The organism is Janthinobacterium sp. GW821-FHT03C08, from assembly GCF_059420905.1.
In genome coordinates this window covers 111,700-125,223 of the sequence record NZ_JBWKUP010000008.1, presented here as the reverse complement: position 1 = coordinate 125,223, position 13,524 = coordinate 111,700, and the positions used below count along the sequence as shown (strand labels likewise).

16 protein-coding genes are annotated in these 13,524 nt (G+C 65.4%); 4 read left to right on the top strand and 12 right to left on the bottom strand.

Going from position 1 to position 13,524, the window contains the following annotated elements; all coding sequences use genetic code 11:
• Positions 1-4: 4 nt before the first annotated feature.
• Positions 5-1,186 carry a DUF418 domain-containing protein gene (locus AC07VL_RS13085; RefSeq protein ID WP_494806242.1) on the top strand — a complete coding sequence of 394 codons (1,182 nt, stop codon included), beginning with the start codon at positions 5-7 and terminating at the stop codon, positions 1,184-1,186.
• A gap of 1 nt (position 1,187) precedes the next feature.
• Here AC07VL_RS13085 and AC07VL_RS13080 read toward each other — a convergent pair whose 3' ends face one another.
• Positions 1,188-1,904, bottom strand: a complete 717-nt coding sequence (locus AC07VL_RS13080) for an SOS response-associated peptidase (RefSeq protein WP_494806241.1) — start codon at positions 1,902-1,904, stop codon at positions 1,188-1,190.
• Positions 1,905-2,050: 146 nt separating this feature from the next.
• Between AC07VL_RS13080 and AC07VL_RS13075 the strand changes: the two genes are divergently transcribed.
• Complete coding sequence (locus AC07VL_RS13075; protein WP_290605065.1) at positions 2,051-2,272, top strand: hypothetical protein; 222 nt, start codon at positions 2,051-2,053, stop codon at positions 2,270-2,272.
• A 7-nt stretch (positions 2,273-2,279) separates the two neighbouring features.
• Here the strand turns inward: AC07VL_RS13075 and AC07VL_RS13070 are convergent, their stop codons facing one another.
• The 11 genes from AC07VL_RS13070 to AC07VL_RS13020 form a co-directional block, all read right to left on the bottom strand.
• The gene (locus AC07VL_RS13070) at positions 2,280-2,525 is read right to left on the bottom strand and encodes a hypothetical protein (protein ID WP_494806240.1); all 246 of its coding nucleotides are present in this window, start codon (positions 2,523-2,525) and stop codon (positions 2,280-2,282) included.
• Between the two features lie 72 nt (positions 2,526-2,597).
• The gene (locus tag AC07VL_RS13065; protein WP_494806239.1) at positions 2,598-2,903 is read right to left on the bottom strand and encodes a hypothetical protein; all 306 of its coding nucleotides are present in this window, start codon (positions 2,901-2,903) and stop codon (positions 2,598-2,600) included.
• 136 nt (positions 2,904-3,039) lie between these two features.
• Entirely contained in the window at positions 3,040-3,246 is a 207-nt protein-coding gene (locus AC07VL_RS13060) for a hypothetical protein (protein ID WP_494806238.1), read from the bottom strand.
• A 103-nt stretch (positions 3,247-3,349) separates the two neighbouring features.
• Positions 3,350-3,919, bottom strand: a complete 570-nt coding sequence (mntP, locus tag AC07VL_RS13055; protein WP_290605057.1) for a manganese efflux pump MntP — start codon at positions 3,917-3,919, stop codon at positions 3,350-3,352.
• A 204-nt stretch (positions 3,920-4,123) separates the two neighbouring features.
• The gene (locus AC07VL_RS13050; RefSeq protein ID WP_494806237.1) at positions 4,124-4,978 is read right to left on the bottom strand and encodes an undecaprenyl-diphosphate phosphatase; all 855 of its coding nucleotides are present in this window, start codon (positions 4,976-4,978) and stop codon (positions 4,124-4,126) included.
• A gap of 109 nt (positions 4,979-5,087) precedes the next feature.
• The gene (locus AC07VL_RS13045) at positions 5,088-5,948 is read right to left on the bottom strand and encodes an alpha/beta hydrolase (RefSeq protein WP_494806236.1); all 861 of its coding nucleotides are present in this window, start codon (positions 5,946-5,948) and stop codon (positions 5,088-5,090) included.
• 88 nt (positions 5,949-6,036) lie between these two features.
• On the bottom strand, positions 6,037-6,678 hold the full coding sequence (locus AC07VL_RS13040) for a hypothetical protein (protein ID WP_494806235.1): 642 nt from the start codon (positions 6,676-6,678) through the stop codon (positions 6,037-6,039).
• A 169-nt stretch (positions 6,679-6,847) separates the two neighbouring features.
• A complete protein-coding gene (locus AC07VL_RS13035) occupies positions 6,848-7,174 on the bottom strand; it encodes a hypothetical protein (RefSeq protein ID WP_494806234.1) in 327 nt (108 codons plus the stop codon).
• A gap of 25 nt (positions 7,175-7,199) precedes the next feature.
• Positions 7,200-7,889, bottom strand: coding sequence for a hypothetical protein (locus tag AC07VL_RS13030; protein WP_494806233.1), 690 nt, complete (start codon positions 7,887-7,889; stop codon positions 7,200-7,202).
• 98 nt (positions 7,890-7,987) lie between these two features.
• Positions 7,988-9,664, bottom strand: coding sequence for a DUF6138 family protein (locus AC07VL_RS13025; RefSeq protein WP_494806232.1), 1,677 nt, complete (start codon positions 9,662-9,664; stop codon positions 7,988-7,990).
• Between the two features lie 159 nt (positions 9,665-9,823).
• Positions 9,824-10,675, bottom strand: a complete 852-nt coding sequence (locus AC07VL_RS13020; protein WP_494806231.1) for a helix-turn-helix transcriptional regulator — start codon at positions 10,673-10,675, stop codon at positions 9,824-9,826.
• Between the two features lie 136 nt (positions 10,676-10,811).
• On the opposite strand from AC07VL_RS13020, the gene AC07VL_RS13015 reads away from it, so the two are divergent.
• Complete coding sequence (locus tag AC07VL_RS13015) at positions 10,812-12,449, top strand: methyl-accepting chemotaxis protein (RefSeq protein ID WP_494806230.1); 1,638 nt, start codon at positions 10,812-10,814, stop codon at positions 12,447-12,449.
• 306 nt (positions 12,450-12,755) lie between these two features.
• Entirely contained in the window at positions 12,756-13,448 is a 693-nt protein-coding gene (locus tag AC07VL_RS13010; RefSeq protein WP_290605039.1) for a DUF3334 family protein, read from the top strand.
• Positions 13,449-13,524: the final 76 nt, after the last annotated feature.

Here is a 13,524-nt window from a genome sequence, read left to right as displayed (position 1 = left end):
CTCCATGCACGCCAGGCCCGGCAGGTTGCTGCAGCTCGACGTGCTGCGCGGCATTGCCGTGTTCGGCATCCTGCTGGTGAATATCTGGGGCTTTGCCTGGGGTACCATCTCCTTGCGCTACGGCACCTTGCCGGCGCAGCCGCCCGTGTCGGACCAGCTCGTCATTTTCGGCGTCGCGGCGCTGGCGCAGTTCAAGTTCTATCCCGTCTTCGCCTATCTGTTCGGCGCCGGCTTTGCCCTGCAGACGCGTTCCCTGCGGCGCCGGCTGGGCAGCTGGGAGCAGGCGCAGGCCTCTTACCGGCGGCGCCTGCGCTGGCTGCTCGCGTTCGGCCTGCTGCACGGTTTCTGCATCTGGAGCGGCGACGTGCTCACCTCGTATGCCGTCGCCGGCCTGCTGATCCTGCCCCTGGCCGCCGCCAGACTGACCCGCATACGCAACCGCGCCTGGCTGGTGGCGGGCGGTTTCCTGCTCTTCATGTGCCTGTTGATTCCCGTGGGCCAGCAGGGCGGCGCGCCGGACACGGCGCATGATCTGCAGAGTTTTGCCGGCCGCTACGCCATCTATACGCAGGGCGGCGCGTGGGCCGTGGCCAGGCTGCGCGCCAACGATTTCCTCGTCTCGCTGCTGTACGCCGCCGTCATGCTGCCGCATATCATCGTGCTGTTCTTGCTGGGCATCTTGTCCGTGCGCTGCGGCTGGCTGACCCGGCCGCAGCGCCACCGCCGCCTGTGGCGGCGCGTGCGTGCCGTGGGGCTGGGCGTGGGCTTGCCGTTCAACCTGCTGGCGGCGGGCGCCATCGCGCGGCAAGTGGCCGATCCGTATCAAAGCGTGTTCGACGCGGCCCTGTTCGAAGTGGGCCTGTTTGCGGGCGGCCCCGTGCTCGCCGCCGGTTATGTGGCGGCGCTGATGCTGGCCGCTCCCGGCATGCTGCGCCGGCTGGGCGCATGGCTGGCGCCCGTGGGACGCATGGCGCTGAGCAATTATCTGCTGCAATCGGTGCTCGGCACCTGGCTGCTGCAGGGCTGGGGCATGGGCTGGGGCGCCACCTTGCGCCCCGTCGGCATGCTGGGCCTGGCCGTGGCGATCATGGCGGCGCAGGTGCTGCTGAGCCGCTACTGGCTGCGGCATTTCAGACAGGGGCCGATGGAAGCGCTGTGGCGCCGGCTGGCGCGCCTGCCGGCCTGAGTCAGTCGCTGCCCCAGTCGAAGGCGCTTTGCGCCGCGGCCGGTGGCGCCGCTTTCGGCTTGGCGGACGGCACCAGGGGATTGTCGACGGCATGCCATTCGAACAGGTCCGCGTCGAGCATGCAGGTGCGCGCCAAATGCAGCGCCTGCTCTGGCGTCAATGCGGGGTCCAGCCAGCGGTGCGCGTCTTCCAGGCTGACGGCGACGGGGCGGCGGTCGTGGATATCGACCATGCCGCCCAGGCTGTCGGCCGTCACCAGCACGAAACCCGCTTCTTCCCGGTTGAATTTGTACGGGCCGAACTGGGCCAGCGCCAGCAGGAACAGGGGCGCGCGGTCCTGGCGGTGGATGTGCCACGGCTGCTTGCTTCCTTTCTCGCCCGTCCATTCATACCAGCCATCGACGCAGACGATGCCGCGCCCCGCGCGCAGCAGCGGTTTCCAGTAGGCGCTTGCCAATTTTTCTAGGCGGGCATTGATGGCGATGGGAATTTTCTTCTTGCCGGGAGCGGGCACGGCGGCCGCTGCCCAGGCGGGGCGGTAGCCCCAGAAGACATCGTCGACCCGGCGCACGCCGTCCTGGATGTGCATCACGGGCCGGTAGGTGCCGGGCGACACGTTCAGGTGCGGCTCGGCCTCGCTGTCGAAGACCGCGTCGGTCCAGCCGAAGGACGACGCCAGCACGCGCGCCGTGTCATTTTGATCGAATCGTCCACACATGGCGAAATCATACCCGATCGCCGCGTGGCGCGACGGCGGCGCGCGCGCATGGCGTGAGTGTGATCAAACGTACAGACTGCGGACGGCGCAAGGCGCACAGTGGAAGCCTGTCAGGTTCCTGACGTTATCCTTGCCTCGGAGGAATTATGCCTTTTGAAAATCCCACCATCCACAAAGGTTTTACCATCAGCGCCACGGCCAGCCAGCGCCGCGATGGCCGCTGGGTCGGCTCGTACGTGAGCCAGAACCAGGCGTGCGGCGCCTATGCGGACACTTGCGATTATGATGATTGCAGCAACGAAAAAGAGGCGCAGCAAGTGGCCTTGTCGATAGGCTGGCGCCTGGCCGACGGCGCGCCGGCCCGTTGAGGCGGGGCTAGCGTCTGCGCCGCAAGGCGACGATCACGCCTGCCACGGGAAAGAGCAGGGCGGCGGCCACCCGCACGCCCGTGTGCGATGCCAGGTCGGCGCCCAGCACATGGGGCAGGGCCAGCAGCAACAGCGGGGCCGGCACGGCCACGGCGAAAAAGAACAGATACCACGAGTAGCCATTCTTCTTGGCCAGCAAGGCGATCAGGGCGCAGCCGACCAGGAAGACCAGCGGCAGATTCACATATTCCATTCTTGTGTACTTTCGTCAAGGAAGCGCGTGATTATACGCGACGCCCCGGGTGGCCGAATGGCTTTGCCAGTGTCAATTGCCGACGAAATCCGGCGGCTGCGATGCCTGCTTGCCGCTGGCGGGCCCGTCCGCGGGCAACAGCGCCTTGATGGCGCCGTTATAGATGAGTTCCTGGGCGTATGCCGATGCTTCGATCAAGGCCGCGTGCACGGACTTGAAGCTGCTGGGCGTTTCAATCAGCACGGGCTTGGCGTACACCTGCAAGGTGTCGCCGCGCCGGCTGATCAGGATCATGCCCCGGTAGCGCCCATCCTTCTCCAGCGCCCCCGCCACATGGAATTCATAGCCCCTGATCTGGTGTTTTTGATGCTGATCCATGTTTGCCGCCTCCCGACCTGATTGTCATGGGCCACACCATGTTGCGCGTATCGAACAGCAGAGTGTTTGATCTGGATCAATACCCCAATTTCGGACCTCGATCCAACGCACGTCACGACGCTTGCGGCAAGCGTCATCACCCGGCGCGAATGGCGCGGATCTGCTGGGCCGTTTCCTCGATTTCCCGATACGCTTCCTGGATATAACCATTGATCGGGTGCCCGTCCATCCATTCGAAATACGCGCGCTCGTCGTGCTTGATGGCAAAAGGGACATGGTGGTCGCGTATCGATTCGGCCGTGGTGCGCACCAGCGAGGCAAAAATCAGCTCCAGAGTTTCCATGATGGTCACCTTGCGAGACATGAAAGCAGAGTATCGAATGTAGCACAAAGCGGGCCGGGGGCCGCGCCGCCGTGCCGTGCGCGCCCGGTTCCAGGTCCGCGCCTCAGGCGGGGTGGCCGATGTGCTCGTATAAAATCACGCAGCCGATGATGATCAGCACGAGGCCGCCCACCAGTTCGGCGCGCCGGCCCGCGATGGTGCCCAGCACGCGGCCCAGCATCACGCCCAGGGTCACCATGACGAAGGTGGAAAAACCGATGGCGGCGGCCGTGACGACAATATTTGCCCCCAGCAAGGCCAGGCCCGCACCCACCACCATGGCATCGATGCTCGTGGCCAGGCCCGTGACGGCCAGCACCCAGAACGAATGCGACTGCGCCGGCGCTTCTTCCTCGTCGGCGTCGGCGAGGGCGTTGCGTATCATCAGCAAGCCGATGATGCCCAGCAGGCTGAAGGCGATCCAGTGGTCCCACGCTTCCACGTAGGGCGCGGCCACGCTGCCCAGGGCCCAGCCGATGACGGGCGTGATGGCTTCGATGACGCCGAAGATCAGGCCCGTGCGCAGCGCCTCGCGCCATTGCGGCTTGTGCAGGGCGGCGCCCTTGCCCACGGCGGCCGCGAAGGCATCGGTGGACATGGCGAGCGAGAGGGCGGCGGTGGCGGCGAAATTCATCGTTGGCTTTCAGTAAAACATGGCTGGATAGTAAAGCAACAACGCCGAAGAAAACCGTAGCGAGCGGAAGGGCGGCTCGGCGCCCCCGTTCGCCCGAGAAGCGCAACTGTACGCAGTACGGGGCCGCCGAGGCAGTGAGCATCGCAGGCCGTCAATCACGACGCGCAGCAGGTTTGATAGGCGTTTAACGCAAACCCGGCGATTTTACCCTACGTACAGCACCACCAAGGAAGCAAACAGGCAATAGGCGCCAAAGAAATGCCAGCGGCCCTGTTCCAGCCAGTGCGACAGCCAGCGCAAGGCCAGCAGGCCGGCCAGGAAGGACAGCAGCATGCCCAGCAGGCTGGGTCCCAGCAGGGACAGCACACTGTTGCCGTGCTGCAGGTGGTCCAGGCTGCCGTTCGCCACGGCCTGGTAGAAGCGCCAGCCTTCCTTCACCAGCACGGCCGGTGTCAGCACGACGGCCAGGGCGAAGCTGAATTCCTCGGCGCGGCGCTGCGGCACGCCCATGGCGATGCCGGCCGAAATGGTGGCGCCGGAGCGGGAAAAGCCACGGAAGGGCAGGCACAGGCCCTGCACGGCGCCGATCACCATGGCCTTGCCGATGGACAGGGTGCCGCTGTCGCGCGCCTGCAGGCGCGAGGAGACGATGATCAGCACGCCCGCGGCGGCCAGCGCCCCCGCCATCAGTGTCGCATTGCCGAACAGGTGTTCGATTTCAAAGCCGGGCGCATCCTTGCTCATGACGTGCGTGATGCCCTTGAGCAAGCCGAAGCCGACGATGCCCGTCAGTACCGTGGCGGCGGCCAGCAGCAGCACATTGCTGCGGAAGGCGGCAGCCGAGCTGAAATAGGTGCTGCGCCAGGATTTCCAGAAATACACGATGACGGCAAACATGGTGCCGGTATGCAACATCACGAGCAGCATGGTCAGCTCGGGCGAGGTGGGGTCCAGGCCCATCAGTTTTTCCGCCATGATGACGTGGGCGGAGCTGGACACGGGCAGCAGTTCGGCGAAGCCCTGGACGACGGAGAGGATAAATAATTGCAAGAAGCTCATGATGGGGGACTCGGGTGGGCGAAAAAAAAGGCTGCCGGGAAAGGGCAGCCGATTTTACTCGTCCGATCCCGCGCCCGAGGCTGGCGCAAGATTACAGTTTGTCCATGTTTTACTGGCTGGCCGGCGCTTGCGGCTTGAACACGGCGCGGAAGGCTTTCAGGGCGGCAGGGTGGTAGATGGTGCCATGTGTTTCCTCCGGCATCTTTTCCACGTGCCATTGCAAGCCCGGCGGCGCCTGCCGCTGCAGCACGTCGGACAGGCGCTGCACTTCGCTGGCGATGCCGGCCTCGCTGCTGGACGCCAGGTACAGGCTGTGCTTGCCTGGCTTGCCCTTGGCCAGCAGCGTGCCCGCCTGGCGCGGCAGGGTGCCGTGGTTCCACCACAGGCTGGGGTCGAACGCCAGGTAATGGTCGAACAGCTGCGGCTCAAGCAAATACGTTTCCACCACGAACAGGCCGCCCAGCGATTCGCCGACGATGGCCGTCTCGCCCGTCGTGCGGTAGCGGCGCTTGACTTCCGGCATCAGTTCATCGCGGATGAAATCGCGGTAGGCCGCCGAGCCGCCCACGACGGGGGCGATCTTGCGGTCTTCCGCATTCTCGGTCGGTCCCGTCAGGTCGCGCCGGCGCTGCGTGTTCTGCATGCCGACCAGCATGAAGGGACGCATCGTGCCGTTGGCAACGGACACTTGCAGCAAGCCGGCGACGTGGAGGAAATCTTCGGCCACGCCCCCATCGGGCATGTACAGCACGGGCAAGGGGGCATCGGGCGGGGTGTCCCAGGCGCGCGCCATGTACACATTGATGTGGCGCTTTTCCTTCAGGGCCTGCGAATCGATGGTGAAGCTTTCGCCGATGACCAGCGGCGCGGCCGCGCTGGCGGCAACGGCGGGAGCGGCGGTGGCGAGGTGGAAGGTACTGGACAGCAGCAGGGCGGCGGTGAGGTGCAGTGCAAGACTAGAGCGGCGCATGTTTTCCCGTGATAAGTAAGTGTGGATAGATGGCATGTACTCGTATAGACATGCCATTAAGCAATTCTATCTTATCTTTGCCACAGTATTACTTGATCGCCAAGAGTTTTCGCCCGCGCACGATGCCGTCCCTGTCGATGGCGTAGGCAACCAGCAGCGCGCCATCGTCGGCGCAGGCATGGCAGCTCTTCAGGGGCGTGGAAAACAGCGCGCTCTGGCCGCCGTCGGCGGTCGCCGTGCTGCCAATAAAATCGGCGGGCGCGAACGGCACGGCGTCGGGGTGGAGGGCGGCAAAGGCGCGCCAGGCGGGCGTGGCGCGGTCTTCCTCGCGTAGCGAGGCTTCGTCGACATCGATGGCCGCGCCATCGCTGCCGATCAGCAGGCTGCCTTCGTTCGTGTTGGCGCGAAACGGGTAGGTGACGGTGGCCAGGGCCGCCTTGCCCAGCGGGCGCCAGGCGGAAATGAAGCCGGCCTTGTCCGCCTTCACCAGCATGCGGGCGGCGGCGATGGCTTGCGGACGGGCGCCGGCACGCTGCATGGTGCGCAGCAGGCAGACGTCGGGCGCGGTGGACGATTGTTCGCTGCGGCAGGCCGACAGCGAACGCTCGGTCCACACGGCGCGCGCGTCGATGGGGCCGAACTGCTGGGCCTGGGCCGTCTGCAGGCCGGCCACGCTGGCCAGGGCGAACATGGCGCAGCGCAGCGCATGGCGGGAAAATGGCGTCGGCATGGGAAGATCCTTTCAGTGCGTGAAAACAGGGTGGCACTGATTATAGGAGGGCACCGGCGCGCCGCCGCGCACGGTAGGCGGGCCGCCTGACGCCCGGCCCCGTGCCCGTGTGCGGCACGGCGGGGCAAGAAAGGGCGGGGCGTGCGGCGGCGCCAGGCCTGCTGCCGGCTCAGCGCTTCTTTGCCGCCGCCTGGCGCAGGGCCTTCGCTTCCTGCTTGTTGGGGATGTGCGGCCGCGTGGCCAGTTCCGCCTTGACGGCGGCGATGGCGGCGCCGAACAACTGCTCCGCCTGCCCGGCGCTGGCGCCCCCGTAGTGCTGCTGGTTGGACTGCGCGGCGCGCAGCCGGCGCAGCAGGGCCAGCAGCTGTTTGCCGTGCAGGGCCGCAAGGTCCTGCGCCAGCACCTGCCGGCCCAGTTCGCCTTCTGCATGGCCGGGGTCGAGCAGGCGCAGCAGGGCCAAGCCTGCGGGCTGCGGTACTGGTATCACTTTGTTCATGCAGCCATTTTAGACGAGGCCGTGATTACAGGTATTCCCAGATTTCATCAAAGGTTTCACGCGCAAAATCGTTGCGCCATGCTTCCGTGTCCTTTTCGCGGCTGACGGCAAACACGGCGCGCCATGCCTGTTTCGGCGAAGCGGTGTAGGTCGCGGCGATTTTCTGCAAGCCGGCCACGCATTGCTCCACCTTGCAGCCGCTCTTCGCCAGCTGCTGCGCGGCAGGCGCCCAGGCGACGGGCACCTTGACGACCTGGCATTCGAAGCTGACGGCCGCCGTCTGCATGCCGTTTTCCACCGTCACGGGGGCGGCCTTGGTGGCCTGGCACACGGCGCCATTCTTGGCGGCAATGATATTTCCTGCCAGCAGTTCGGCAGCCGGCGTCACGGCGGCCTGCATGGCGGCGGGGAAGAGGCCGGCGATCAGCTTGCCCGTTTCTTTCGGGAACTGCGCGTTCGCCTCCTGCAGGGCGCTGTACGAGGCGTACTCGGCGGACTGGTGGCCGGCCAGACGCGTGGGGCGCAGGTAGGCGTTCAGCTTGGCCACGCTGGCCTCGTCCTGGTTGATGATGGTCTTGATGTACAGATTGGCCACTTCCATGGGCGCCAGTACCGCGGCCGTGTCGGCGGCAACGGCGGGCTGCGCCAGCGCCACGGCGGCGGCAACGGTTGCCGCCAGCACGAAGGCGCGCGATGTGTGTTGTGTTTGATGCATGTCTGTTCTCCACGATACGATGTCAGGCGCAAAAAAGATGCTTTATAGCAACTTCAGCGCCCGCATTATAGATGGTGAAAGTCATAACGTTGCACACATTAGGCGTCCGCCCTGCCGGCCGCTTCCAGCAGGGCCAGTAACAGCTCCTTGCGCCGGCCTTGCGCCTTGCGCGCCAGGGCCGCCAGTTTTTCCAGCTTGCCCCAGACCGGGTACAGCATGTGCTCGACCAGATAGCCGTCCAGTCCCTGCAGCTGCTGGCAGAACAGTTCCAGCTTCTCCACCTCGTCCAGTTCCGCCTGGATTTTCACCTTGGCGTTGTCCGTGCACGCGCGCAGGCATGCCGCCAGTACGGGCGCGGAGTCGCGCGTCACGCCATGTTGTTCGGCAAAGGCGGCCGTGAACTGGTCCTGCACGCGCTGATGTTCCTCGTCGACGTTGGCCATGTAGTGCTGCACCAGCGGGAAGTAACGGGCGTCGAGCAAGCCCAGGCCGAACGTGGCGTAGCTGCCGGGCATGCAATTCTTTTCGCCTTCCGTGTCCGCATAGAATTCGAATTGCAGGATGGCGGCGCGCGCATACGCTTCCAGCTGCGGCCGCAGGCCGGCATGGGCGAGGGCGTTGGCAAAGAAGCGGTGGGTATCGGATTTCGCCAGTCCCTTGATGGGCAAGTATTCCTTGACCCTGGACTTGAGCTTGATCTGGCAGCTTTTCGGGAAGCCGTTGTCGAGCAAATGCGTGATGAAGGCCAGCGCCTGCGCATACGCCGCTTCCTCTTCCCGGATAATCGTGATGCTGATCGTGGCAAACACGTCGTTGGCGCGGCATTCGAGCAGCGCATTGTTCAGGCGGATGTCGCCGTCGGGGAAGCTGCCGCTGCCTTCCTCGAGCATGCGCACGGCCCGTTCGCTGCCCAGGTCGCGCGCGATTTCCAGGAATTTCAGGCCCTTCGACTTGGCGTAGCTGGCGTCATGGCGCAAGATCATCACGGCGCCGTACAGCAGCAGGTCGATCGGCGCCAGCGCCTGCCTGTCAAGCGCCGCGCCCGCTTTCAGCGTGTATTCGGTGGCGCGGTAGGCAGACAGCGCGCGGTCATGGAATTGCGGCAGGTAAACGTTTTCCGCCCATTGCGTGATGGCGCGGAGGATGTCGGCGCGGTGCTCGGCCAAGGCGTCCGGCCGGGACTTGTTCAAGGCCTGGATGCGGTCGTACTGGGCGATGGTCCAGGCCACATCGGGCTGGGGGAACAGCTGCGGGTCGAGCAGGTGGCGCGCCAGGAAGAAGGTTTCCAGCGGTTTTGTCGGATGCGTGCCCTGCGTGAGCTTTTGCCCGATGTACGCGTGTATGTTTTCCAGCAAGGCCTCGCGTTTATCCCCGTTGACGTACTCCAGCAAGGTCAGGTGCAGCTTGCCCTGCGCCGTCTGGAACTTGCCTCGGCAGGTGAAGCGGTAATCGATCATCGGCGTGTCCACCAGCGGCGCCAGGCGGGCTTGTACGACTGCCGTCAGCCGCGGCACGACGGCGTCGCGCATGTGCGCGTCCTCTAGGCGCGCCGCCGTCCTGAAACGGGATGCGTCGTCGTTATCGAGCCCCAGGTCGAGATCGTCGGCCATCGGGCGGCCCGGCTGGTAGTCGAGCATCAAGTCATTGAAGATGCCTGCTTGCAAGGTCGTGCGCCTGACGGATTGCTCCAGGTCCGTGCGTTGCAGCCTTTCATCGAACCAGGCGTGGATGGCCGCCGTCATTTCTTCCGTGACCAGCTCTACAAGTGTACTCATCGGTATCGTCGTCTTTCCCTGCATTGCGCGTGACGGCGCCGCCGGCGGCCGTCTCGGATAGGTTTGATATAAATCCCTATTCTAGGGGCGCGGGCAAGGCCGCAACAAGGGGCGCACGCAAGGCGTGCCCGCATACGCCGTCATGCGCCCGTCCGGTGTCTAGCCGCCGCCCGCTGAGGAGGGCGGGGACCCGGCCCGGTCCGCCTGCGCCAGCCAGTCGCGCGGCGGCTGTCCGAGGCTGGCGCGGAAGGCGCGCGTGAAGGCGGGCTGGCTGGCATAGCCCACTTCCAGCGCGACGTCCTGCACCAGCCTGCCTTGCCTGAGCAGCGCCTGGGCCCGCAGCATGCGCTGCCCCGTCAGGTAGGCGGCGGGCGGGCAGCCGAGTACCGCATGGAACTGGCGCGCGAAGCGGCTGCGCGACATGCCGCACAGGGTCGCCAGCGATGCCACCGTCCAGTGGCGCCCGGGTTGCTCGTGCATGGCCGCCAGGGCCTTGGCGAGGGCGGCGTCGGCCAGGCCGAACAGGCGCGGTGCCGAGATCAGCCCGCTGGCCAGCGCATGGCGCAGCAACTGGACGATCAGCACGTCGCACAGGCGGTCCAGCACCAGTTTGCGCCCCAGTCCGCCGTGCTGCGCTTCGTCGAACAGCAGTTCGAGCACGCCGGCCATGGCTGGCAGTTGTGCCAGCGGAATGTGCAGCCAGGGCGGCAGGCTGTCGATCACGGCATCGTCGCCGCCGGCCAGGCGGACGGTGGCGCACAGCAGCCGTGCCGTGCCGCCGCCCGTGTCCAGCCCATGGGCCAGCGGGCGCGGGTAGAACACCAGCGAGGGGGCGTCGGCCAGCAGCCGCGTGCCATCGGCATGGATGAAGGTCGCCGGTCCCTGCCGCACCAGGTGCAGGTGGCCCGTGCCGGCTTGGGCAGGGAAATGGTTGCTGCCGCAGAACGCTCCCTCGAAGAAGGTATCGGCGGAAAAATCCAGGCGCAGCAGCAAGGCAGACAACAAATCCATGGGGCAACAAAGAGACGCAAAGGTATAAATTGTAGACTAAAAGCAACTAATGTTTCCATTTTTATCGCTATGATGACGCTCCGATGTTTGTCCTGGACAACATTCTCATCCTGCGCCACCCGAATGGAGACTCACTATGGCATTGTCCAACGCATGGTCCAACTTAAAGATCGGCACCCGCCTGTACCTGGCCTTTGGCGCCGTCGTCGCCTTGCTGGCGATACTGGTCGCCGCCGCGCAAACGAATCTGTCGCGGCTGGGCGAGGCGAATGGCGTGAATATCCATACCTATGAAGTGCTGGGCGAGGCCAGCGGCTTGCTGGAAAGCCTGATCAATATCGAAACGGGCCAGCGGGGCTTTGCCCTGACGGGCAAGGATGGCTCGCTCGAGCCGCTGCTGGCGGGCCAGCGCAGCTTTGGCGAACATCTGCGGAAGATCCGCGCCCTGACGGCCGATAATCCAACGCAGCAGGAGCGCCTGGCAGTGCTGGAACGCACGCAGCGGCAGTGGCAGGCGAGCGCCATCGACCCCGTGATCGCCCTGCGCCGCGCGGCGGCCGCCGATGGCAGCCTCGACGCCGTCGTGGCGGCCGAGCAGGCTGGCAAGGGCAAGGCGGCCATGGATGCGATGCGCGCCTTGCTGGCGGACGTGGGCACGACGGAAAGTATGCTGCTGGCCCAGCGCGCCAGCGAGGCGGCCGCCCTGAAGTCGCGCACCACGGCGGTGCTGCTGGGTGGGGGCGCCGTCGCCGTCCTGCTGGCGGCGGTGCTGGCCATCTTGTTGACGCGTAATATCACCGTGCCGCTGGGCGAAGCCGTGGCGCTGGCCCAGCGCGTGGCGCGAGGCGACCTGAGCAGCCGCATCATCGTGCGTTCGCGCGATGAGACGGGGGAATTGATGGCTGCCCTGCGCGACATGAATGCGTCGCTGGTGCGCATCGTGGGCGAAGTGCGCGGCGGCACGGAGACGATCGCCACGGCATCGAGCGAGATTGCGGCCGGCAATATGGACCTGTCGTCGCGCACGGAGCAGCAGGCCGGTTCGCTGGAAGAAACGGCATCGTCGATGGAAGAGCTGACGGCGGCTGTCAAGCAGAACGCGGACAATGCGCTGGCGGCGCGCTCGCTGGCGGCGTCCGCGTCCGCCGTGGCCGTCCGTGGCGGCGCGGTGGTCGCCGAGGTGGTGCAGACCATGGGCTCGATCAATGAATCCTCGCGCAAGATTGCCGACATCATCGGCGTCATCGACGGCATCGCTTTCCAGACGAATATCCTGGCCCTGAATGCGGCCGTGGAAGCGGCGCGCGCCGGGGAGCAGGGGCGCGGCTTCGCCGTCGTGGCCACGGAAGTGCGCAACCTGGCCCAGCGTTCAGCCAGCGCGGCCAGGGAAATCAAGGGCTTGATCGACGATTCGGTGGACAAGGTGGCCGCGGGCAGCAAGCTCGTCGACCAGGCCGGCGCCACCATGCAGGACGTGGTCGGCAGCGTCCAGCGCCTCGGCGCCATCATCGGCGACATCACGGATGCGAGCGAAGAGCAGCGCGTCGGCATCGAACAGGTGAATGAAGCCATCAGCCAGATGGACCAGGTGACGCAGCAAAACGCGGCCCTGGTCGAGCAGGCGGCGGCCGCGGCCAATGCCATGCAGGACCAGGCGGCGCAGCTGTCGCAGGCCGTGCAAGTGTTCCGCCTGCAAGGCGAGCCGCCAGTCGGGCCGGCCGGCGCGGCGCGGCTTGCCGCTGCGCGGCCCCGCGCCTTGGGCATGCTCGCCTGAGGCGCGGACGCCGTGGCCCTGCCTGCCCGAGCGATGGCATTTCCGCACAGATCATCAAGTAAACGCAGGTATGGCTGGACGGAAATGTTACATCTGGGTATTCTGCGCATCTGATACTTATTTCTATACAGAAAAATGTAAGCATAGGTAGCAATCACAGGCAAAAAGAACAGGCAGCGGGTGCTGCCAGGCACGGTCAGGCATGCAAAGGTGAAGTCGCCCGCCTGCTGAGCGAAACGGTCAGTTTCGGCGCGCGGCGGGCAGGGAACGGTGCTGTCATCTTTCAAATAGTAGGAGAGGTTGCTCATGGATGCAGAAAAGGATGTTGTGTACGGTACAGAAGATTTGTTGATGAGTTTGTGCAACTCGGTCGTCCGGGTGCTCAACGTGGCAACGCAAAGCAAGGTCAATTATTCCGGGATGGTGCAGCGCATCACCAAGACCGGCCTGAAACCGGACATCGGCTGCTTCGTGATGTTCGACGGCGGCTTCACGGGCCTGGTGGTGCTCAATTTCGCCGCCGATACGGCGATGGAAATCTACGAGCGCTACATGTTGCACATGGGCATGCCGAAGTCGGAGCTGGCCAGCTTCTACACGTCGGACGAAGTGTCCAACATCATGGGCGAGCTGATGAACCAGATCGTGGGCGACTTCACGGGCAAGGTGCGGCGCGAGCTGCAGACGAATATCACGCAGAGCCAGCCGAAGATGCTGGTGCTGAACAAGCAGGTGATGCTCAGCGTCGATACGCCGCTGGACCGCCCGGAAATGCGCCGCGTCACCTTCTACACGGAAAAGAACAACATCTTCTACCTGGAGCTGGCGATCGACCGTACCGAGTTCATCAAGCTGCACGATTTCGACTCCCGCGAAGTGGATGCCGACTCGCTGATGGACGGCGAATTCGCGAACCGCGAACGGGATGCCGCCCCGGCGCCTGCCGCGGAAGCGGAAGACGACGACAACGCCGACCTGCTCAAGTCGCTGGGCATGTAAGCGGCGGTGTCTGAACGTGGCCGTCGGCAGCCTTGCCGCCGGCCGCTGTCGTTTACAGCCGACAAGGCTTTGCTCC

Excerpts from the sequence above, each read along its gene's own strand:
- AC07VL_RS13060 (WP_494806238.1), bottom strand. The coding sequence starts at position 3,246 with ATGGAAACTCTGGAGCTGATTTTTGCCTCGCTGGTGCGCACCACGGCC.
- AC07VL_RS13015 (WP_494806230.1), top strand. The coding sequence starts at position 10,812 with ATGGCATTGTCCAACGCATGGTCCAACTTAAAGATCGGCACCCGCCTG.
- AC07VL_RS13020 (WP_494806231.1), bottom strand. The coding sequence starts at position 10,675 with ATGGATTTGTTGTCTGCCTTGCTGCTGCGCCTGGATTTTTCCGCCGAT.
- AC07VL_RS13025 (WP_494806232.1), bottom strand. The coding sequence starts at position 9,664 with ATGAGTACACTTGTAGAGCTGGTCACGGAAGAAATGACGGCGGCCATC.
- AC07VL_RS13065 (WP_494806239.1), bottom strand. The coding sequence starts at position 2,903 with ATGGATCAGCATCAAAAACACCAGATCAGGGGCTATGAATTCCATGTG.
- AC07VL_RS13040 (WP_494806235.1), bottom strand. The coding sequence starts at position 6,678 with ATGCCGACGCCATTTTCCCGCCATGCGCTGCGCTGCGCCATGTTCGCC.
- AC07VL_RS13035 (WP_494806234.1), bottom strand. The coding sequence starts at position 7,174 with ATGAACAAAGTGATACCAGTACCGCAGCCCGCAGGCTTGGCCCTGCTG.
- mntP (WP_290605057.1), bottom strand. The coding sequence starts at position 3,919 with ATGAATTTCGCCGCCACCGCCGCCCTCTCGCTCGCCATGTCCACCGAT.
- AC07VL_RS13070 (WP_494806240.1), bottom strand. The coding sequence starts at position 2,525 with ATGGAATATGTGAATCTGCCGCTGGTCTTCCTGGTCGGCTGCGCCCTG.
- AC07VL_RS13045 (WP_494806236.1), bottom strand. The coding sequence starts at position 5,948 with ATGCGCCGCTCTAGTCTTGCACTGCACCTCACCGCCGCCCTGCTGCTG.
- AC07VL_RS13010 (WP_290605039.1), top strand. The coding sequence starts at position 12,756 with ATGGATGCAGAAAAGGATGTTGTGTACGGTACAGAAGATTTGTTGATG.
- AC07VL_RS13030 (WP_494806233.1), bottom strand. The coding sequence starts at position 7,889 with ATGCATCAAACACAACACACATCGCGCGCCTTCGTGCTGGCGGCAACC.
- AC07VL_RS13085 (WP_494806242.1), top strand. The coding sequence starts at position 5 with ATGCACGCCAGGCCCGGCAGGTTGCTGCAGCTCGACGTGCTGCGCGGC.
- AC07VL_RS13075 (WP_290605065.1), top strand. The coding sequence starts at position 2,051 with ATGCCTTTTGAAAATCCCACCATCCACAAAGGTTTTACCATCAGCGCC.
- AC07VL_RS13080 (WP_494806241.1), bottom strand. The coding sequence starts at position 1,904 with ATGTGTGGACGATTCGATCAAAATGACACGGCGCGCGTGCTGGCGTCG.
- AC07VL_RS13050 (WP_494806237.1), bottom strand. The coding sequence starts at position 4,978 with ATGAGCTTCTTGCAATTATTTATCCTCTCCGTCGTCCAGGGCTTCGCC.